This window comes from Rhodoferax sp. GW821-FHT07F03, from assembly GCF_059418745.1.
The window spans coordinates 294,531-314,769 of the sequence record NZ_JBWKQM010000003.1; the positions used below are offsets into that span (position 1 = coordinate 294,531).

19 protein-coding genes are annotated in these 20,239 nt (G+C 60.1%); 15 read left to right on the plus strand and 4 right to left on the minus strand.

Annotated elements, in window-relative coordinates; all coding sequences use genetic code 11:
* The first annotated feature begins 34 nt into the window (after positions 1 to 34).
* The 8 genes from AC07R0_RS05960 to AC07R0_RS05995 are packed head-to-tail and all read left to right on the plus strand — an operon-like array spanning position 35 to position 10,394.
* A complete protein-coding gene (locus tag AC07R0_RS05960; RefSeq protein WP_495075847.1) occupies positions 35 to 1,315 on the plus strand; it encodes a nucleotide sugar dehydrogenase in 1,281 nt (426 codons plus the stop codon).
* Positions 1,316 to 1,332: 17 nt separating this feature from the next.
* A complete protein-coding gene (locus AC07R0_RS05965; RefSeq protein ID WP_495104162.1) occupies positions 1,333 to 2,493 on the plus strand; it encodes a TIGR03088 family PEP-CTERM/XrtA system glycosyltransferase in 1,161 nt (386 codons plus the stop codon).
* A gap of 5 nt (positions 2,494 to 2,498) precedes the next feature.
* Positions 2,499 to 4,433 carry an XrtA/PEP-CTERM system amidotransferase gene (locus AC07R0_RS05970; protein ID WP_495104163.1) on the plus strand — a complete coding sequence of 645 codons (1,935 nt, stop codon included), beginning with the start codon at positions 2,499 to 2,501 and terminating at the stop codon, positions 4,431 to 4,433.
* Positions 4,430 to 5,647 (plus strand): TIGR04063 family PEP-CTERM/XrtA system glycosyltransferase, encoded by a 1,218-nt coding sequence (locus tag AC07R0_RS05975; protein ID WP_495104164.1) that lies wholly within the window; start codon positions 4,430 to 4,432, stop codon positions 5,645 to 5,647. Before AC07R0_RS05970 ends, AC07R0_RS05975 begins: the two co-directional genes overlap by 4 nt.
* 56 nt (positions 5,648 to 5,703) lie before the next feature.
* Complete coding sequence (locus AC07R0_RS05980; RefSeq protein ID WP_495104165.1) at positions 5,704 to 6,729, plus strand: glycosyltransferase family 4 protein; 1,026 nt, start codon at positions 5,704 to 5,706, stop codon at positions 6,727 to 6,729.
* Between the two features lie 27 nt (positions 6,730 to 6,756).
* Positions 6,757 to 8,103, plus strand: coding sequence for a phenylacetate--CoA ligase family protein (locus AC07R0_RS05985; protein WP_495104166.1), 1,347 nt, complete (start codon positions 6,757 to 6,759; stop codon positions 8,101 to 8,103).
* A 17-nt stretch (positions 8,104 to 8,120) separates the two neighbouring features.
* Positions 8,121 to 9,425, plus strand: a complete 1,305-nt coding sequence (locus AC07R0_RS05990; protein ID WP_495104167.1) for a putative O-glycosylation ligase, exosortase A system-associated — start codon at positions 8,121 to 8,123, stop codon at positions 9,423 to 9,425.
* Positions 9,426 to 9,428: 3 nt separating this feature from the next.
* Complete coding sequence (locus tag AC07R0_RS05995) at positions 9,429 to 10,394, plus strand: polysaccharide deacetylase family protein (protein WP_495104168.1); 966 nt, start codon at positions 9,429 to 9,431, stop codon at positions 10,392 to 10,394.
* A 19-nt stretch (positions 10,395 to 10,413) separates the two neighbouring features.
* On the opposite strand, the gene AC07R0_RS06000 is transcribed toward AC07R0_RS05995, so the two are convergent.
* Positions 10,414 to 11,313: a DMT family transporter gene (locus AC07R0_RS06000; protein ID WP_495075839.1), complete on the minus strand. Its 900-nt coding sequence runs from the start codon at positions 11,311 to 11,313 to the stop codon at positions 10,414 to 10,416.
* Positions 11,314 to 11,376: 63 nt separating this feature from the next.
* Here AC07R0_RS06000 and AC07R0_RS06005 point away from each other — a divergent pair, with 63 nt between their 5' ends.
* The 5 genes from AC07R0_RS06005 to AC07R0_RS06025 all read left to right on the plus strand — a co-directional run bounded on the left by AC07R0_RS06005 (position 11,377) and on the right by AC07R0_RS06025 (position 16,629).
* Positions 11,377 to 12,369, plus strand: coding sequence for a quinone oxidoreductase family protein (locus AC07R0_RS06005; RefSeq protein WP_495104169.1), 993 nt, complete (start codon positions 11,377 to 11,379; stop codon positions 12,367 to 12,369).
* A complete protein-coding gene (locus AC07R0_RS06010) occupies positions 12,366 to 13,166 on the plus strand; it encodes an NUDIX hydrolase (protein WP_495104170.1) in 801 nt (266 codons plus the stop codon). Before AC07R0_RS06005 ends, AC07R0_RS06010 begins: the two co-directional genes overlap by 4 nt.
* A gap of 150 nt (positions 13,167 to 13,316) precedes the next feature.
* Positions 13,317 to 14,171 (plus strand): DUF6502 family protein, encoded by an 855-nt coding sequence (locus AC07R0_RS06015; protein ID WP_495075836.1) that lies wholly within the window; start codon positions 13,317 to 13,319, stop codon positions 14,169 to 14,171.
* Positions 14,164 to 15,705: a DUF5666 domain-containing protein gene (locus AC07R0_RS06020; RefSeq protein ID WP_495104171.1), complete on the plus strand. Its 1,542-nt coding sequence runs from the start codon at positions 14,164 to 14,166 to the stop codon at positions 15,703 to 15,705. The genes AC07R0_RS06015 and AC07R0_RS06020 overlap by 8 nt, the downstream gene beginning before the upstream one ends.
* A 24-nt stretch (positions 15,706 to 15,729) precedes the next feature.
* Complete coding sequence (locus tag AC07R0_RS06025) at positions 15,730 to 16,629, plus strand: dioxygenase family protein (protein ID WP_495104172.1); 900 nt, start codon at positions 15,730 to 15,732, stop codon at positions 16,627 to 16,629.
* Between the two features lie 88 nt (positions 16,630 to 16,717).
* Here AC07R0_RS06025 and AC07R0_RS06030 read toward each other — a convergent pair whose 3' ends face one another.
* On the minus strand, positions 16,718 to 17,368 hold the full coding sequence (locus AC07R0_RS06030) for a Smr/MutS family protein (RefSeq protein ID WP_495075833.1): 651 nt from the start codon (positions 17,366 to 17,368) through the stop codon (positions 16,718 to 16,720).
* Positions 17,368 to 18,063, minus strand: coding sequence for a RadC family protein (gene radC, locus AC07R0_RS06035; RefSeq protein WP_495104173.1), 696 nt, complete (start codon positions 18,061 to 18,063; stop codon positions 17,368 to 17,370). The genes AC07R0_RS06030 and radC overlap by 1 nt, the downstream gene beginning before the upstream one ends.
* Before the next feature lie 40 nt (positions 18,064 to 18,103).
* Here radC and AC07R0_RS06040 point away from each other — a divergent pair, with 40 nt between their 5' ends.
* Positions 18,104 to 18,571, plus strand: a complete 468-nt coding sequence (locus AC07R0_RS06040) for an FKBP-type peptidyl-prolyl cis-trans isomerase (protein ID WP_116604723.1) — start codon at positions 18,104 to 18,106, stop codon at positions 18,569 to 18,571.
* Entirely contained in the window at positions 18,568 to 19,509 is a 942-nt protein-coding gene (gene ispH / locus AC07R0_RS06045) for a 4-hydroxy-3-methylbut-2-enyl diphosphate reductase (protein ID WP_495104174.1), read from the plus strand. The genes AC07R0_RS06040 and ispH overlap by 4 nt, the downstream gene beginning before the upstream one ends.
* Positions 19,510 to 19,564: 55 nt before the next feature.
* Here the strand turns inward: ispH and AC07R0_RS06050 are convergent, their stop codons facing one another.
* On the minus strand, positions 19,565 to 20,062 hold the full coding sequence (locus AC07R0_RS06050; protein WP_495104175.1) for a hypothetical protein: 498 nt from the start codon (positions 20,060 to 20,062) through the stop codon (positions 19,565 to 19,567).
* Between the last annotated feature and the right edge of the window lie 177 nt (positions 20,063 to 20,239).

The following is a 20,239-nucleotide window of genomic DNA, read 5'->3' on the forward strand; positions in this document are numbered from 1 at the left end:
TGTATTTATTTAATATTGATAAATGGAGTGATTTATGAGTGTTGTTGCTGTAATTGGTTTGGGTTATGTCGGGCTCCCATTAGTCATTGAGTTCGGTAAGCATTTCCGAACGATTGGATTTGATATATCTTTACCTAAAGTGGAGTCTTGTAATCGCGGTATCGATCCTTCTCGGGAACTGTCTGATGAGGAAATGCGAGCATCTCCTCATGCGGTATATACCGCCGATCCTAAAATGTTAGGTGAGGCCGATATTATTGTTGTTGCAGTGCCTACACCTGTTGATGACGCGCATATACCGGATTTCAAACCATTAATTGGTTCCAGTACTAGTGTTGGCCGAAACATGAAAAAAGGTGCGATCGTTGTATACGAATCGACCGTTTATCCCGGTGCAACAGAGGAGGTTTGCATTCCTGTGCTTGAGCGCGAATCGGGAATGAAGTGGAAGCAAGATTTTTTTGTGGGTTATTCACCTGAACGAATTAACCCCGGTGACAAAGAGCATACGCTGACTAAGATTTTAAAAGTGGTATCTGGCGACGGACCCGAAACCCTTGAAAAAGTTGCTCGGCTGTATGAAACTATTATTGTGCCTGGTGTGCATCGTGCATCGTCTATTAAGGCTGCCGAGGCGGCGAAAGTTATTGAAAATACGCAGAGAGATTTGAATATCGCACTGATGAATGAGTTGGCTATTATTTTTGACAAAATAGGCATCGATACTTCGGAGGTTTTGGCTGCCGCTGGTACCAAATGGAATTTTCTGAAGTTTAGTCCCGGGTTAGTGGGGGGGCATTGTATTGGTGTGGATCCCTATTATTTAACCCATAAGGCCGCCATGCTGGGGTACCAGCCAGAGGTTATTTTGGCCGGTCGTCGCATCAATGACAGTATGGGGAAATTCATTGCTGAGCAAACAATCAAAAATATGATTGCTTCTGGTAGTTATATTAAGGGTGCTAAAGTTAATATTTTGGGTTTGACATTTAAAGAAAATTGTGGTGATTTGCGAAACTCTAAGGTGATCGATATTATTAGAGAGTTGCGCTCCTACGGTGTTGAAATATTTGTTACAGATCCTCAAGCCGATGTAGAGGAGGCTGTGCATGAATATGGTGTGCATTTGTCCAAGTGGGATGATTTGCCCCGTGCTGATGCTATTGTTGCGGCAGTTGCACACAAAGAGTATGCAGCGCTTTCTGTCGAGGATTTCTCCAAAAAACTTGTTAAGGGTGGAGCCTTTATCGACGTTAAGGCGGCCTTTGACGGTGATGCTATACAGGCTGCCGGTTATAAGTTGTGGCGTCTATAGTTGATTCACGTCCAGTTGTGGTACACGTGATGTACCGCTTTGATACAGGTGGCCTAGAGAATGGCGTTGTTAATTTGATTAATAAAATGCCTGTATCGATTTATCGCCATGTTATTTTGGCTTTAACGGACGTTACCGACTTTCGCTACCGTATTGTGCGATCTGATGTGGAATTTATTGCCTTGCATAAAACACCAGGGCATGCGATTTGGCTGTATCCACGTTTATTCAAATTGTTTCGAGCCTTACGCCCGGCGATTGTTCACACTCGGAACTTGGCAGCCCTTGAAGTGGTGGTTCCGGCATTTTTTGCAGGCGTGCGTGTTCGTGTTCATGGTGAGCATGGTCGTGATCAAGAAGATTTGGCGGGCTTGAGTAAGAAGCACCAATGGATTCGGCGAATTTACAGTCCATTCGTTTCTCACTACTTGGCACTTTCTCGTGATTTGGCTGCCTATCTAATAGATAGAGTCAAAATCTCTGGCTCACGTGTCACGCAGGTATACAACGGCGTTGATTCTGGCAAGTTTCGTCCTTTTGAGACGAATTCGGATTCTTTACCTGTTGATTTTCCATTTCGGCAGCCACGTGAATGGATTGTGGGTACTGTCGGGCGTATGCAGGTGGTAAAGGATCAGCTTAATTTGGCCAGAGCGTTTGTTCGAACGATTGAAATCGCTCCAGAGTTGAGAGCACGTTTGCGGCTGGTTATGGTGGGGGACGGGCCGTTGCGCTCGCAGTGTCAAGATGTCTTGGATGCTGCCGGCTTATCCGATATTGCTTGGCTGCCTGGCGAGCGCCAGGACATTGCGGAGTTGATGCGCAGCCTGGATTGTTTTGTATTGCCTTCGCTAGCCGAGGGTATTTCCAACACAATCTTGGAGGCGATGGCGAGCGGTTTGCCTGTGATTGCGACGGAGGTGGGCGGGAATGCTGACTTGGTTGTGCAAGGGGAAACCGGTTTGCTCGTGCCTTCTGGTGATTCAGAGGCGCTGGCGCGCGGTGTGGTGCAGCTTGCTACGGCACCTATGTTGGCCAAGAGTATGGGGCAAGCAGGGCGCCGGCTTGCCGAAGAAAAATTTAGCATGGCTGCCATGGTTGCGACCTACCAAGGCTTGTACGATCGCCTCCTGGGTGCGGCAAGGGTTGCTGTCCAAACACCTCTCAATACAAAATAAATACCATGTGCGGAATCGTTGGCATTTTTGATACCCGTGGCAGCCGAGATATCAACCGCGCGGTGCTTCACCGTATGAATGAATCGCAACACCATCGCGGACCGGTGGAGGGTGATCTTTATCTGGAACCCGGCTTGGGTCTTGGGCACAGGCGTCTGTCGATTATTGACTTGGCTACGGGTCAGCAGCCCCTCTTCAACGAAGATGGTTCTGTTGTGGTGGTCTTCAACGGCGAGATATACAACTACCAGCAGCTTATTCCCGAGCTTCAGGCCCTGGGCCATGTATTTCGTACGCGTAGCGATACCGAGGTGATTGTTCATGCCTGGGAGGCTTGGGGCAAAGATTGCGTCAAGCGCTTCCGCGGTATGTTTGCGTTTGCTTTGTGGGATCGTAACCAGCAGACATTTTTCATGGCGCGGGATCGTTTGGCGGTCAAGCCCCTGTATTACGCCCATTTGGACGACGGCACATTGCTGTTTGGCTCCGAGCTCAAGTCATTGTTGGCCCATGGTGGTCTCAAGCGCGATATGGATCCGCTGGCCGTAGAAGAATATTTTGCTTTAGGCTATGTTGCCGAGCCGCGGACCATTTTCCGTCAGGCAAAAAAGCTTTCACCAGCGCATACGTTGACTTTGCGCAGAGGGCAAGCTTTGGCAGAGCCCGAGCAGTACTGGGACGTGCGTTTTAGTCTGGATAGCAAGATCAGTGCGGAAGAGGCTTGTGCGGAGCTGGATGTCAGGCTGAAAGAGTCCGTGCGTTTGCGGATGATTGCCGAGGTTCCGCTGGGTGCATTCTTGTCGGGGGGGGTGGACTCTAGCGCCGTGGTAGCGGAGATGGCTGATTTGTCTGCCGAGCCAGTCAACACCTGCTCCATCGCTTTTGATGATCCAGCTTTCAATGAGTCAGCGTTTGCGCAAACCGTGGCAGACCGATACCGGACCAACCATCGTGTAGAGACGGTGAAGAGCGACGATTTCGATCTGATTGATACCTTGGCCAGTCTGTACGACGAACCATTTGCAGATAGCTCGGCCATTCCCACCTACCGTGTATGCGAGTTGGCGCGTAAGCATGTGACGGTGGCGTTGTCGGGGGACGGGGGGGACGAGACTTTTGGTGGTTACCGGCGTTACCGTTTGCACTTGATGGAGGAAAAGATGCGCGCCTCCATGCCGCAGGCGTTGCGTCAACCCTTATTCAAAACACTAGGGCGCTTGTATCCCAAGGCGGATTGGGCACCTCGCATCTTCCGGGCCAAAACTACGTTTGAAGGCCTTTCTCGCAGTTCGGTAGAGGCCTATTTCCATTCAGTCTCGATACTGCGTGACCCGATGCGTGAGCAATTGTTCAGTACGCGCTTCAAGAGTGAGCTTGCGGGTTACAACGCCCAAGAGGTGTTTGATCACCACGCCGCAAAGGCGAACACCGACGATCCTCTTGCCTTGATCCAGTATTTGGATTTGAAAACCTATTTGGTGGGTGACATCAACACCAAGGTGGATCGTGCAAGCATGGCCCATTCGCTGGAGGTGCGCGAACCCTTGATGGACCATGAACTGGTTGAGTGGATGGCAACTTTGCCCTCTTCTCTCAAGATCAAAGGGCAAGAGGGCAAGTATTTGCTTAAAAAGGCGATGGAGCCGCGTTTGTCGGACGATATTTTGTACCGTCCCAAGATGGGTTTCTCCGTGCCCTTGGCCCGTTGGTTCCGGGGACCTTTGCGCCAGCGCGTTCGTGATGCGGTGCTGGGGCCTCGCTTGGCGGAGACTGGTTGGTTTAACCGGGAATATCTGGAGCATCTGGTCAATGCACATGACTCTGGAGCCCGTGATTACAGTGCCCCTTTGTGGACGCTGTTGATGTTTGAAGCCTTTTTGCGCAATGTGATGCAGAGTGATATTGCGCTGCCTGCACAGGCTGAAGGCGTGGCAGTATGACGCGCGTATTGCATGTACTGGACCACTCCATCCCACTGCACAGCGGCTATACCTTTCGAACCCTGTCCATTTTGCGGGAGCAGCGCAAGCTAGGCTGGGAAACCTTTCATCTCACGACTCCAAAGCACACTGCCGAAAGTGGCCCGGAGGAGACGGTGGACGGCTGGCATTTTTATCGGACGCCCACACCGGAATCCAGTGTCATGCGTTTGCCTGGCTTGGGTGAGTTGGCATTGATGCGCCATGTAGAGCGCCGTTTGCAAGAGGTTGCCGAGCAGGTGCGGCCGGATATCTTGCATGCCCATTCTCCTGTTCTGAATGCCTTGCCGGCATTGCGGGTGGGTAAGCGCTTGGGGATTCCGGTGGTGTATGAGGTACGTGCCTTCTGGGAGGATGCTGCCGTGGACCACGGTACTACGGAAGAGGGCAGTTTGCGCTATCGCTTCACGCGCAGCTTGGAAACCCGGGCGCTCAAGCAGGCGAACCATGTCTTCACCATCTGCGAAGGACTGCGGTCTGACATTGTGGCGCGGGGCATTGCGGCTAACAAAGTAACCGTCATTCCAAATGCGGTCGATATCGACGCCTTTGACGTGGGCGGCGTTCCTGATGATGCCTTGAAGGCCAAGCTGGGTCTTGCGGGTTGCACCATCGTGGGTTTCATTGGCTCTTTCTACGCCTATGAGGGGCTGGATGTTTTGCTGTCGGCTTTGCCTGCAATTCTGGAGAAAATGCCCCAGGTTCGCGTGCTGCTGGTGGGTGGTGGTCCGCAGGATGCGGCCTTGAAAGCCCAGGCCCAGGCACTTGGTTTGCAAGACAAGATCGTATTTACCGGTCGCGTGCCGCACACTGAAGTACAGCGTTATTACGACCTTGTGGATGTGCTGGCCTATCCGCGCCATTCCATGCGCTTGACCGAGCTGGTAACGCCTCTCAAGCCTTTGGAGGCCATGGCGCAGGGGCGTTTGCTGGTCGCATCCGACGTTGGTGGGCATAAGGAGCTTATCCGCCATGGTGTCACGGGCGTTCTGTTCAAAGCCGGCAGCGTTGAATCATTGGCCGAAGCTATCGTCAAGTTGTTGCAAGAGCCCGAGCGTTGGGCGCAACTGCGTGCTGCTGGCCGCAAGTTTGTCGAGACTGAGCGTAACTGGACCAAGAGCATTGCGAATTATTCTGACCCCTATGCTGCGCTAACAGATCGCGTGGCTGGATGAGCTTTGCTGGCATTCGTGTGGGGCTGGTGGGACCATTGCCGCCGCCCGCTGGCGGCATGGCCAACCAAACCCGGCAATTGGCTGAATTGTTGCGTTCAGACCAGGCTGAGGTCACGCTGGTTCAAACCAATGCACCGTACCGTCCAGCGTGGGCAGCAGGTTTGCCTGGGGCCCGCGCGCTGTTTCGGTTGATTCCGTATATCGTGGCTTTGTGGCGTGCGGCGGGTCGTAGCGATGTGTTGCATATCATGGCAAATTCAGGTTGGTCCTGGCATTTGTTTGCGGCTCCCGCGATCTGGGTGGGGCGCCTGCGTGGTGTGCCGGTGGTGGTGAACTACCGGGGCGGTGAAGCAGCGGAGTTTCTGAAAAGCGCACAGTTCATGGTTCGCACCTCCATGGCCGCTACTGCGCTGCTGCTCGTACCCTCGGCTTTTCTGCAAGAAATATTTGCCCGCTTTCATATGCCATCTACGATCGTGCCCAACATCATTGATTTGGCACGCTTTCACTCGCGAGGCCCTCGCGTGGGAGCCTCGGCGCACCTGGTGGTAGCCCGAAATTTGGAAGCCTTGTATGACAACGCTACCGCGATACGCGCATTTCATCGCGTTCGCTCGCATTTGCCTGCAGCACGCATGACTATTGCCGGGAGTGGGCCACAGGAAGCCGAACTGCGGCAACTCGTGACCGATTTGGGCCTGGATGATGCTGTGCATTTCACGGGGCGTTTGGACCGTGATGCCATGGCTGCCTTGTACCGCGAGGCCGATATCATGTTGAATCCCAGTCTTGCGGATAACATGCCGAACTCCCTGTTGGAGGCGATGGCCAGTGGTGTGCCTGTGGTCAGTACGCGCGTGGGCGGAGTCCCCTACATGGTGGAGGACGGGGAAACGGCGCTGTTGGTACCCGCCGGAGATGCCGACGCAATGGCACAGGCCTGTTTGCGCTTGCTGCAAGAGGCACCCTTGTGGGAGCGCCTGCATGCCGCTGGTCTGGCCCGGGTGCAGCGCTATACCTGGAGCCAGGTCGGCCCTCTGCTGGCGGCCCAATACAAGAGTGCCATAGGCGCTTCCCGCTAATTTTTGTTGCCTGGCAATATTCAAAAAATGGATCTGTACACAAAGCTGATCTCCAATGTGCTTTTCCCGCTGCAAGAGCGGCTTAAAAAGCACACCACCGTTGCCGTGCACCGCCATATGGAGGATGCCCAATGGTGGTCTTCTGCACAGCTGGCGGATTACCAGGTGCAGAGATTGCGTGCGTTCCTGGCCGAGGTTGCAGTCAACGTGCCTTACTACCGTGACTTGTTTGCGGCGACCGGGTTTGATCCGGCCAAGGTTTCGTCCGTCAAAGACCTTGCCGGATTACCGTTCCTTACCAAAGCCAGCATCAAGGCCAACACCGATGCGCTCAGACATGTGGATGCCCAGGGCTTGACCCGTTTCAATACCGGAGGCTCGTCAGGTGAGCCTTTGGTGTTTTTCATTGGTACCAAGCGCGTAAGCCATGATGTAGCCGCCAAGTGGCGAGCGACCCGTTGGTGGGGCGTGGATATTGGCGATCCAGAAATCGTGGTGTGGGGTTCGCCGATTGAGCTGGGCACGCAGGACCGATTGAAGCTGGTGCGCGATACCTTGATGCGGACCCAGTTGCTGCCCGCATTTGAAATGTCGGAGACCAAGCTTGACGGCTTCATTGCGACCATCCGAAGCACGCGGCCCAGAATGCTGTTTGGTTACCCGTCGGCGCTGACCTTGATTGCCCGCCATGCGCAAAAGCGCGGTATCGCCATGGATGACTTGGGCATCAAGGTGGCATTCGTGACCTCGGAGCGTTTGTACGATGACCAACGCGCCACCATCAGCCAGACTTTTGCCTGCCCCGTGGCGAACGGCTATGGTGGTCGGGATGCGGGTTTCATTGCCCATGAATGCCCGGCTGGCGGCATGCACATCACGACCGAAGATCTGGTGGTGGAAATCATCAACGAAGCTGGTGAGGTGCAGCCACCCGGCGTGGCAGGTGAAATCGTGGTGACCCATTTGGCGACCCAGGACTTCCCGTTCATACGCTACCGCACGGGTGATATCGGCGTGCTCGACACCGCCACTTGCAGCTGTGGCCGCGGTCTGCCTTTGTTGAAAGAGATCCAGGGGCGCAGCACCGACTTCGTGATTGCCGCTGACGGCACTGTGATGCATGGCCTTTCGCTGATCTATATTTTGCGCGACCTCGCGGGCGTCCAGTCGTTCAAGGTGGTGCAGGAGTCGCGCGAAAAAACCCGGGTACTGCTGGTGGCTGGGCCAGGTTTTCTGCCGGGTGCTCCGGCGCAGATCGTTGATGGTTTCAAGCGCCGCCTAGGAGCAGGGGTGGAGGTGCAGGTAGACCTGGTGGACGCCATCCCCGCTGAAAAATCCGGCAAATTCCGCTACATCGTGAGCCACGCCGCTTAAGGCCACAGGAGACCAGCATGCGTGACATATTGATTGTGGGTCTGGTGCTGCTGGGCGCCATCGCGGCTGTGCGCCAGGCATGGATAGGCGTGATGTTGTGGACATGGCTGAGCATCATGAATCCGCACCGCTACACCTATGGTTTTGCCTACGATGCGCCGGTCGCCATGGTGGCTTTTTGCGCTACGGTGCTGGGCCTGCTGGTGACGCGGGATCGAGCTTCGCCATTCAAGGCGCCGGTCGTGGTGGTGTTCTTGTTGTTCATGGTCTGGATATCTCTCTCGACCGTGCTGGGCCTGGACCCATCAGGCGACTACTGGCAATGGAACAAGGTCATGAAGGTGGACCTGATGATCCTGGTCGCGCTGGTTCTGCTGCACAGCAAGAAGCATATTCTGGCCCTGGCCTGGGTGTGCGCGGGCTCGCTGGCCCTGTTGGGCGCCAAGGGTGGCTTGTTCACCTTGCTGACAGGGGGCAACTTTCGGGTGTGGGGGCCACCGGGCTCCTTCATCGAAGACAACAATGAGTTCGCTCTGTCCCTGGTGATGGCCATCCCGTTGCTGCGTTTTTTGCAGCTGCAGCTCAATTCGCGCTGGGGCCGCCATGCCATGACGGGCATGTCATTGCTGTGCGCCGTGGCGGCCGTCGGCAGCTATTCGCGGGGGGCCTTGTTGGCCATCAGTGCCATGGCTGCATTCATGTGGTGGAACGGCAAGAACAAACTCGTGGTGGGCATGGTGCTGGGGCTGGCAGCGCCCTTGTTGATTGCCTTCATGCCCAGCGAATGGATGGGCCGCATGTCCACCATTGGCGAATACGAGCAGGATGAATCTTCCATGGGCCGCATTTCTGCCTGGTGGAATGCCTGGAACATCGCTTTCCACTATCCCACGGGGGTGGGTTTTGATGCGGCCCGGCCTGAGTTGTTTGCGCAGTATTCCCCTTACCCGGAGGCCGTCCATGCGGCCCACAGTATTTACTTTCAGGTGCTGGGCAACCACGGATTCGTCGGTCTGTTCATGTTCCTGACCGTCTGGGTGATGACCTGGCGTGCGGCCGGCTGGCTGCGTACCCATTGCACCAAGATTCCCGAGGCGGCCTGGTGCGTGGACCTGGGTGCCATGTGCCAGGTCTGCTTGCTGGGTTATGCCGTGGGCGGGGCCTTCTTGAGCCTGGCCTATTTCGACCTGCCTTACAACGTGATGGTGCTGGTGGTGCTGACCCGGGTCTGGGTGCAAACCAAGGGCTGGCTGCGCGAGCCGGCCTATGTGCCGGGCTGGAAGAACATCCCCGGCATGGCCCGGCTGGTCAAACCCAAGTGATCCATGTTTAAAACGGTACTGAAACACCTTTCCCCCGCAGGTGAGCGGGGCCGCCTGTCGGTGCTGATCTTCCACCGTGTGCTGCCCGAGCCCGACCCGATCTTTCCGGGCGAGGTGGATGCCGTGGCCTTTGATGCCATCTGCCAATGGATGAAATCCTGGTGCAATGTGCTGCCGCTGGATGTGGCGGCCCAGCAGTTGCAAAGCCGCAGCCTGCCCGAGCGGGCCGTGGTCATCACTTTTGACGACGGCTATGCCGACAACCGCACCGTGGCCCAGCCCATCCTGGCGCGCCACGGCCTGCAGGCCACCTTCTTCATTGCCACCGACTTCCTGGATGGCGGCCGCATGTGGAACGACACCGTGATCGAATCCGTGCGCCTGTGTACCCAGGCACAGCTGGATTTGTCGTCCCTGGCCAAGCCTGACGGCAGTGGCTATCTAGGCCAGTACACCATAGGCAGCCCGTTGCAAAAGCGCGAGGCCATACAGGCCATCATTGGCCAGATCAAATACCTGCCGCTGGCCCAACGCAAGACCTTGACCGAGCAGATCGCTACCTGCGCCGGGGTATGCCCGCCCGACGACCTCATGATGACCTCGCAGCAGGTGCGTGAGCTGCGCCAGGCCGGCATGCAGATCGGCGCCCACACCCGCACCCATCCCATTCTGGCCAAGCTGGGCGCCGATGCAGCGCGCGCCGAGATTGGCGAGAGCCGGGCGTTTTTGCAGGACTTGCTGGGGGAGCGCGTGGGCCTGTTTGCCTACCCGAATGGCAAACCTGGCACCGACTACATTCCCGAGAGCGTGGACATCGTGCGTGAACTGGGCTTTGACGCCGCCGTGTCTACCACCTGGGGTGCGGCCCGTACGGGCACCGACCCGTTCCAGATCCCCCGCTTCACCCCCTGGGACCGCAGCAAGCTGCGCTTTGGCAGCCGCTTCGCCGGCAACCTCTGGAAGACCTGAGCGTCCTTTCTGCGATGGTTCAACGGCGCGACGACACCACGATACCGCCCACGATCAGCGCAAACGCCAGCCCGTGGTACAGATGCGGCCACTCGCCCAGAAAGGCTGCCGACAGCAGGGTCGCAAACAGCGGCGTGAGATTGATGAAGAAGCCCGCCACATTCGGTCCCACCCGCTGCAGCCCGGCGCCCCAGCAGCGGTAGGCCAGCACCGCCGGGCCCACCGCCACATAGGCCAAGGCGGCGGCCAGCGGCCAGCCCCATTGCACCGGGGCCGCGCCCACACCCCATTCCATTGCCGTCATGGCGCCCGACCACACCAGGCCGAAGCTGATCTGTGCCAGCAAAAACGCCGCCCAGTCGGCGCGTATGGCCGGTGGGTCTTTGGGCAGGCTGAGTTGCCAGCTGTAGAACGACCAGGACACGGTGGCCAGCAGCATGAAAATGTCGCCCGCCACCAGGCGCAGTGCCAGCAACTGCTGCCATTCGCCCCGGCACAGCACCAGCAGCACGCCGGCCAGCGACAGCAGCGCGCCCAGCACCTGCCTGCGTGTCACGCGGGCGCCAAAAAACAGGGCCCCGACGGCCAGCATGCACATGGGCAGGCTGGCGCCCACCAGGGTCACGTTGATGGGTGTGGAGGTCTGCAGCGCCATGTACTGCAGCGCGTTGTACAGGCCCACGCCCAGCAGACCCAGCAACGCAAACCGCCGCCAGTGTGGCCACAGCCCGCTGTCGCGCCGCAGCACCCAGCCGGCCATGGGCAGCAGGATGGCAAAGGCCAGCACCCAGCGGATGAAGTTCAGCGTGATGGGCGGCACCAAGGTGTGCACCATGCGGCCCACGACGGCATTGCCGGCCCATAACAGGGGGGCCAGGGTCAGGAGAAGAGCGGTACGGAGCGTCAGGCCTTGTTGCATGGCGCGCACTGTACCTAAGCTTTCATGGCACCATGCGGCATACCCTTTGGAGGAATGTGTTTTATGTCTGTTAGCAGCCTGTCCGTACAAATCCGCCAGCATGGCGGGCCCGAACAACTGGAGCTGGTCACCATCCCCGTGGGCGAGCCCGGTCCCGGCCAGATCCGTATCCGCCACCACGCCATCGGCCTGAACTTCATCGACGTCTACCAGCGCAGCGGCCTGTACCCACAGAGCTTGCCGGTGCAGCTGGGCATGGAGGCCGCCGGCGTGGTCGAGGCCGTAGGGCAGGGCGTCACCCACCTGCAAGTAGGCGACCGCGCAGCCTACGCCAGCAACCCGCCCGGCAGCTACTGCGAGCGCCGCGTCATGCCGGCTACCTGCGTCTGCAAGCTGCCCGACGCCATCTCCTTCGAGACCGGCGCGGCCATGATGCTCAAGGGCCTCACGGCGCAGTACCTGCTGAAAAAGACCCAGCCCCAGGGCGGCCTGCAGGCGGGCGACTTCGTGCTGTTCCACGCAGCTGCCGGCGGGGTCGGCCTGATCGCCTGCCAGTGGGCCAAGGCGATGGGCCTGCAGCTCATCGGCACCGCAGGTTCCGCAGAAAAATGTGCGTTGGCGCTTGCCAATGGTGCGGCATATGCTATCAATTACGCAGCAGAAGACTTTGCTGCGCGGGTCAAGGAGATCACTGGCGGCCAAGGCGTCAAGGTGGTCTACGACTCGGTGGGCAAAGACACGTTTGATAAATCGCTGGACTGCCTGCGCCCCTTCGGCCTGCTGGCATCGTTCGGCAATGCGTCCGGCCCGGTGGCACCTTTTGCGCCCGGCATACTGGGCGCCAAGGGCTCGCTGTACCTGACCCGTGCCACGCTGTTCACCCACATGGCCACCCGCGAAAGCACCCAGGCCATGGCCGATGACTTATTTGCCGTGGTGCAAAGCGGCCAGGTGCATATCCACATTGGCCAGCGCTACCCCCTGGACCAGGTACAGCAAGCCCACCGTGACCTGGAGGCACGCAAGACCACCGGCTGCACCATCCTCACCTTATGAACTGGTTGAAGACCTTGCGCGCCGAGGCCGACCAGCCGCCCGCGCGGCCGCGCTGGCCCCTGTGGGCTGGTGCGGTACAGATCGGCTCGGTGGAGCCGGAGTTCATGGCAAAAATCGGCCTGCAGCGCATACCCTACCTGCGCAAGGTGCTCCTGAAAGTAGAGCAATACGGCCAGCTGGGTTGGCAGCTGCAGGGTGAGCCCACGCACAGCCTGGCGCACCTGGCCCATGTGCTGCGTGAGGCCGGCCTGGCCCATGTCTGGCGCGACGAGCAACTTGCCGTGCCCGATGCCGACGGTCGTGTCGTGGCCACGGTGGAGCGTGGCGTGGTGCGCGCCCTGGGCATCACCACCTGCGCCGTGCACCTGGTGGGCGCCGCGCCGGACGGCCGGGTCTGGGTGCAGCAGCGTTCGGACAGCAAACCCAATGACCCCGGCCGCTGGGACACCCTGGTTGGCGGCATGGTGTCGGCGGCGGATTCCATCCCCACCGCGCTGGAGCGCGAAACCTGGGAAGAGGCCGGCCTGCGCCCGCCGCATATGCTGGACCTGCGCCCTGGCGGTCGTCTCACCACCCGCCGCCCCAGCACCGACAGCGGCGGCGCCGGCTATGTGGTGGAGCACATCCACTGGTACGCCTGCAACCTGGCCGAGGGCGTGGCCCCGGCCAACCAGGACGGTGAGGTGCAAGGCTTCGCCCTGCTGCCCCCCACAGTGTTGGCCGAGCAACTGGCGCAAGGCCTGTTTACCGACGATGCGGCGCTGATACTGGCGGACTACCTGGGTTTGGACGCATGATGTCCAGTGTGTAAATACTCAGTCTTTTAGGCTGCTGGCGCAGATAGAATCTGCGCTGGTAGCTATGATATTCATAGTAAATACCGCGCCGAACCGCGGCAAGCGTGGTTTTTGTTTGTTGTGGGTAAATTTCCCATTTACAATACAGCCATGTCAGAACTTCCACCACCCACGCCAGGCCAGCCCGTGCTGGAACAGGTGCTCGCCATGCTGCAGCCGTTGGTCGTGTGGCTGCTGCGTTCCGGGGTCGGTTATACCGATCTGACCGCCGCGCTGAAGCCGGTGTTCCTGGAGGCTGCGCGCACCGAGCTGACACGCATCGGCGGCAAGCAGACGGACTCGGCGGTCAGCCTGCTGTCTGGCCTGCACCGCAAGGACGTGCGGGCCGCCGCGCATACCGAGCGCGCCGCCGATGTGCGGGCCCGCCTGGGCAAGCCCACGCCTGCCAGCCAGGTGATGACGCGCTGGCTGGCCTCCGACCTGCCCGACGTGCTGCCGTTTGCCGGTGCCCTGGCCTCGTTTGAAAGCCTGGCCCGTTCCGTATCCAAAGACATCCACCCGCGCTCCGTGCTGCTGGAGCTGGTACGCCTGGACGTGGTCGAAGAATCCGATGGCCAGGTATGCCTGCGGCGCCAGGCCTTTGTACCCAATACCTCGCTGGAAGAGGCACGCCGCCTGCTGGCCGGCAGCGTGGCCGACCATATCGAAGCTGGCGTGCACAACCTCAGCGCGGGCGACGGCAAGACTTTTCTGGAGCAAAGCGTGTTTGCCGACGGGCTCAGTCCGCAGTCGGTACAGCAACTGGAGCAACTAGCCAACAGCCTGTGGCGCGACGTGCTGGCCGCCATGGTCAAGGCGGCTGTGCCTTTGTGCGAACAAGACGAACCCGCTGGCGGTAACCAGCGCATCCGGTTGGGCATGTTCTGCCTGACCGCACCCATGGCACCTGTGCCCCCCCCACCCCCGAAGAACAACAGCCCGCAGGACGCACCCGACCATGGCTAAAGCAGATACCAGCATCCAGATGGATCCAAACGACGGCGCCGCCCGCTTTGCTGGCGCTAGTCGGGAGTGGCAGGGTTGGTTGGCCGCCATTTTGGCCAGTCTGGCCGTCATGCTGCTGGCGCTGCTGCTGGAGAGCTGCGGCGGCGGCACGGTGGCCGGTGTGGGCAGCGGTGGCACCGGTGAGGCCGGCGGCACGGTCAGCGGCTTTGGCAGCGTGATCGTGGACGGCGTGGAATACAGCGACACCAGCGCCACCGTGCAGCGCCGCGACGCCAGCGGTGCCCTGGTCAATACCACGGCCGAGCTGGGCCAGCGGGTGCGGCTGCAATACCAGGGCAGCAACGCGGCTGTCAGCATCGAGATCGTGTCGCAGCTGCTGGGCAGCGTCACCAGCCTGCCGGACAGCAATGGCCGTCTGCAGGTGCTGGGCCAGACCGTGCGCCTGGTCAGCACCAGCAGCGACGCCACCCGCAGCAGCATTACCGTGCTCGATGGCTACAGCGCGTCTACCGACGTCGCCGTGGGCGACACGGTGGATGTTTACGGCTGCTGGGTCTGGGACAGCAGCAGCGCCAGCTATGTGCTGGTGGCGACCCGTATTGCCAAGCAGTCCAGCGCGCCCAGCGTGGTGCAGCTGGGCGGCGTGGTGCAGGCCTTGTCGGGCAGCAGCTTCCGCCTGAACAGCGCCACCGGCACCCTGGTGCATTCCAGCAGCCTGCCCGACAACCTGGCCAACGGCCAGGTGGTGCAGGTCTGGGCCAATGCCACGGACCTGGCCACGGTGCCCGTGCCTGCCGTCCGCGTGCTGCGCCTGGAAAGCAACGAGCAGGACCTGGCCAGCGGCCAGTCGCTGCGCCTGAGCGGCCTGGCCACCGAATACAACGCCACAGCCCATACCGTGGTGGTGCAGGGGGCGCTGGTGTATCTGTCGTCCAGCATGTCGCAGGACGAGGCGGCGCTGGCCCAGGGCCAGTTCGTCAGTGTGGATGCCACGCGTGTGGGCTCCCGCCTGGTCGCTACTTCGATCAGCCTGCGCACCGGCTCGGGCGGCAATGGCGACCAGGGCGCGGTCACCGTGCTGTCAGGCGTGACCAGCGGCATAGACTGGACCGCCAGCACGGTGCAGTTCAGCCTGCGCGGTGTCAGTGTGCAGGCCGCTGCCGCGGTGATCGATGACAGCTGCCGCAGCGTGTCCCAGAGCAGCCAGGCCACGGTATATGTGGAAGCCCGACTGCAGGCCCCCGGCCAGGCGTTGACCGCCAGCAAGGTGACTTGCAGCAGCACGCTGGCCGCCGACGCGGTGATCGACACCCGGGGCCAGGTGACCAGCGTGCAAACTTCCAGCAACAGCCTGGTACTGCAGACCAACGAAGGCAGCGTAACCGCCACCTGGGACAGCAATACTTATTTCTCCCAAAGCCCTGCCACCTTGGTGGGGCGGCAAGTGGACGTGGAAGCCCTGCTGGCTTCCGACAAGACGCTGCGCCTGCGTTCGGTGCAGCTGGCTGGACAGACCCCTCCGCCCCCCCCATAACCACCCATTACAGGAGCAATACCCATGCATGAAGAACACCTCCACGGCCTGGCCCAGGATCTCGCCGTACTCGACAAGATGCTGGCCGAGCGCCGCCGTACCCTGCGCTGGCTGGGCGTGGGCAGCGTGGCGCCCCTGGGCCTGCTGGGTTTGCCCGGCTGCGGCGGCGGTGGCGGCTCCAGCAGCACGGCCTCGTCGGACAGTAGCAGCACGGGCTCGACGACGTCGACCACAACGACCACCACCACAACGACGACAACAACAACCGGCAGCTGCACGAATACCGTGAGCGAGACCAACGGCCCCTACCCGGCCGATGGTTCCAACAGCAATAGCAGCGGTACGGTCAATGTGCTGACGCAGTCCGGTATCAATCGCAGCGACATCCGCTCCAGCTTTGGCAGCTCTACCACCACCGCAGCAGGCATTCCGCTGACAGTGACGCTGACATTGAGCAATACCAATTCCAGTTGCGCTGCACTGGCGGGTTATGCCGTTTATCTGTGGCATTGCAACCGCGACGGCCTCTACTCGCTGTATTCCAGTGGCGTAACGGGTGAAAACTATCTGCGCGGCTTGCAGGTTACGGACAGCAACGGCAGCGTGACCTTCACCACCATCTTTCCCGCCTGCTACTCCGGGCGCATGCCGCACATCCATTTCGAGGTGTATTCCAGCCTGTCGGCCGCCATCACCACGCCGGTCAGTGACCAGGTGCTGACCTCGCAGATTGCTTTGCCGCGCGACATATGTAGCACGGTCTACGCTACTACTGGTTATTCGGCCAGCGTTACCAATCTGGCAGCTATCAGCTTTGCCAGCGACAACGTGTTCAGCGACGGCACCTCCACCGAAATGGCCACCGTGACCGGCAGCGTCAGCGCCGGCTACGCGGCCTCGCTGGCAGTGGGTATTTCGGTCTGAGTTTGCTATGGTTTAAATAGCTGCTAGCGCTGGTAAATTCTGCGCCGGCGGCTTGTTTTTTATAAATCGCAGATTGCAAATAGGTTCTTTAGGCCGGGCCAATACGGCTGGGCTGCAGCAGCACTACCAGCGCGCCGGCGCCGCCTTCCATGGGGCGGGCCTGCACAAAGGCCAGCACCTCGTTCTTCTGCACCAGCCAGTTGCGCACCTTGGCCTTCAGCACCGGTGTTTTGCCCGGCGAGCTCAATCCTTTGCCGTGCACCACGCGCACGCAGCGTATGCCCTGTTTGTAGGCCTCGCGGATGAAGCCGCTGAGGGTGTCGCGCGCTTCGTCGCTGCGTAGGCCGTGCAGGTCCAGCTGGCGCTGGATGGCCCACTCACCCTTGCGCAGGCGCTGCAGCACGTCGATGCCGATGCCGGGGCGGCGGTAGCTCAGCGTGTCGTCGGTTTCCAGCAGGTTGCTGGCATCAAAACCGTCGCTGATGGCCTCCACCAGCACCGCTTGCTCGTCGCGCTGCAGCTGGATTGCCAACGGTGGTGGCTGCTCTTTTTTCAATAGTGCCTTGCGCTGCTCCGGCAAGCGGTGCACCGCACCTGCGGCATTCACAAACAGATTCTTCTGGGCGGCTTTGCGGCGCTGGGCCTCCAGCTCGGCAGCCTTTTGCGCGGCTTGCAGCGCGGCCGCGTCGGCAATGGCTTTCTGGATCTTCTTCAGGTCCTGCAGCGAACTGATCTTCATTACAGCAACCCTTTTTCGGCCATGGACAGGGCCTCGCCCGGCGCCACAATGATGTGGTCCAGCACCCGCACGTCCACCAGGGCCAGCGCGGCGCGCAAAGTCTGCGTCAGCGCCTCGTCGGCGCGCGAGGGCTGGACCGAGCCGCTGGGGTGGTTGTGCGCCAGCACCACGGCGGCGGCCTGGTGGTGCAGGGCGCGCACCACCACCTCGCGCGGGTAGACGCTGGTCTGCGTTAACGTGCCACGGAACAGCTCCTCCAGCGCCAGCAGGCGGTTTTGTGCGTCCAGAAACAGCACGGCAAACACCTCGTGCCCCTTGGCCGCCAGGTGCAGCTGCAGATAGTGCTTCACGGCGCCCGGGTCGCTGAAAGCTGGCCTTTCTTGCAGCCGCTGGGCCATGGCACGGCGCGCCAGCTCCAGCACGGCGCTGATTTCGGCGCGCTTGGCCGGGCCCAGGCCCTTGACGCGTTTCAGGTCATCGGTGGTCGCGTTCAGCAGGCCGGCAATACCGCCAAAACCCATGCTGCCTGGGCTGGCAATCTGCAGCAGCTCGTGCGCCATCTGCAAAACTCCCTTGCCCTGGATGCCGGTGCGCAGCAGCAAGGCCAGCAGCTCGGCGTCGCTCAGGGCTGCGGGGCCGCGTGCCAAAAGCTTCTCTCTCGGACGGGCATCGGGGGGTAGATCTTTGAGCGGCATGGCAGACTTTTACAATAGAGCCCAGTTTACCGAGACTCCTATGCCTTCTACTTCTCTGCCCGTGGTTCAGCCCGGTTCCTTTTTGACCCTGCATTACCGCCTGGGCGGCCCCACGGGCGACATCATCAATACCTTCAACGACAAGCCTGCCACCTTGTCGCTGGGCACCGGCCAGCTGTCGCCTGCGGTCGAGCAGCGGCTGCTGGGCCTGCCCGAGGGCACGCGCACCGCGTTCAGCATCCCCGCAGGCGAGGCTTTCGGCGAGCGCAAGGCCGATATGCAGCAGTGGGTGGCGCGCAAGCTGCTGAACCAGATGGGCGACCCGCTGGAGCAGTACCACGTGGGTGATGTGGTGCAGTTCCCCACGCCGGACGGCCTGGGGCATTACGCCGGCGCGGTGCAGCAGGTCGGCAATGCCGACAGCCCGGACGCCGTGCTGTTCGACTTCAACCACCCGCTGGCCGGCCAGCCTGTGACCTTCGAAGTACAACTGATTGGGGTGCTATGAGCTCCGCAGAAGAAATCATCCTGGCTGAACCGCGTGGATTTTGCGCGGGTGTGGACCGCGCCATCGAGATCGTGGACCGCGCGCTGGCCAAGTTCGGCAGCCCCATCTACGTGCGCCACGAGATCGTCCACAACACCTATGTGGTGAACGACCTGAAGTCGCGCGGCGCCATCTTCATCGAAGAGCTGGACGACGTGCCGCCCGGCGCCACCCTGGTGTTTTCGGCCCACGGAGTGAGCCAGGCCGTGCAGCGCGAGGCCAAGGCTCGCGGCTTCCAGATATTTGACGCCACCTGCCCGCTGGTGACCAAGGTCCACGTTGAAGTGGCCAAGCTGGCCAAAGAAGGCTATGAGTTCATCATGATCGGCCACAAGGGCCACCCCGAGGTCGAGGGCACCATGGGCCAGCTCGACAGCGGCATCCATCTGGTGGAAGACGTGGCCGACGTAGCCAAGGTCCAGCCCAGCCAGACCACCAAGTTAGCGGTGGTCACGCAGACCACGCTGAGTGTGGACGACGCGGCCGAGATCGCCGCTGCCGTCAAGGCCCGCTTCCCGCTGATCCGTGAGCCCAAGCAGCAAGACATCTGCTACGCCACGCAGAACCGCCAAGACGCCATCAAGATCATGAGTCCGCAGGTGGACATCGTGATCGTGGTCGGTAGCCCCACCAGCTCCAACAGCAACCGCCTGCGCGAGCTGGCCGAGAAGCTGGGCACACCCGCCTACATGGTGGACAGCGCCGAAGAGCTGCAATCCTCCTGGTTCGAAGGCAAGGCCCGCGTCGGCCTGACTGCCGGCGCTTCTGCCCCCGAGGTGCTGGTGCAGCAGGTCATCGACCGCATCCGCGCGCTGGGGGCGGTGGCTGTGCGTAAGATGGATGGGATTGAAGAGACGGTGAAGTTTCCGCTGCCCAAGGGGCTGCGGATGGAGGGGTAGGAGCCCCTGAAGTTTGAGTTGAGAGACGAGCGCAAGGCTGGCTCTCGGTTGCTGGCTAGCGTGATGTGAGTGAGAGCAATTCGGCCAAAGATTGGGGAAGAAGGGCGGTAGTGGCGGATGCCGATGGGCGCCAGAGTCCATTTGGATCAGGCTCGAAGGCCAAGATTTCGACGAAGTAGCCTCGACCTCCGCGTTCGATGGCTATAAGGATGCAATTTGTCGATGCCGCAGCAAGACCAAAGCGACGCATAGGTAGTTCTTCGTGAACGACGTCGGTCTTGTTGAACGGTTGTCCCCGATCAGCGATGCCCGTCGTGCTGAGGTTCGACTGAATGCTTTGAGGAAGCTTCCTGAGGTAGTCAACCTGAAGTGCTTCGGACGGCTGGCAGAGGTGTCCAGCGGCGATCGCTGCGCTGAATAAAAAATGGCTCGCGAGAATTGCTACCGTGATGCGGGCCAACGTCCTTATTGGGCCTTGCATGGGTAAGGCAATATGTCTTGAACGAGGTCCCGTCTTGGATTTTCGGGGAGGCTGCAGGCGATCAGTGTTCATACGAGTTCCAGCAAAAGCAGCAGGCGAAAGCGCTGGACCACTATGGTTGGGCCCCGTTGTGTTGCGCCCACTGTGCCAGCGTCTCTTTCTTCAAAAGTGGAAGTGAAGTGTGCTTTATTTTTTGTAGCGTCTTGCGCTGATTGACATTGCACGGAGTGCTCTTGGCGTCCATGCGAT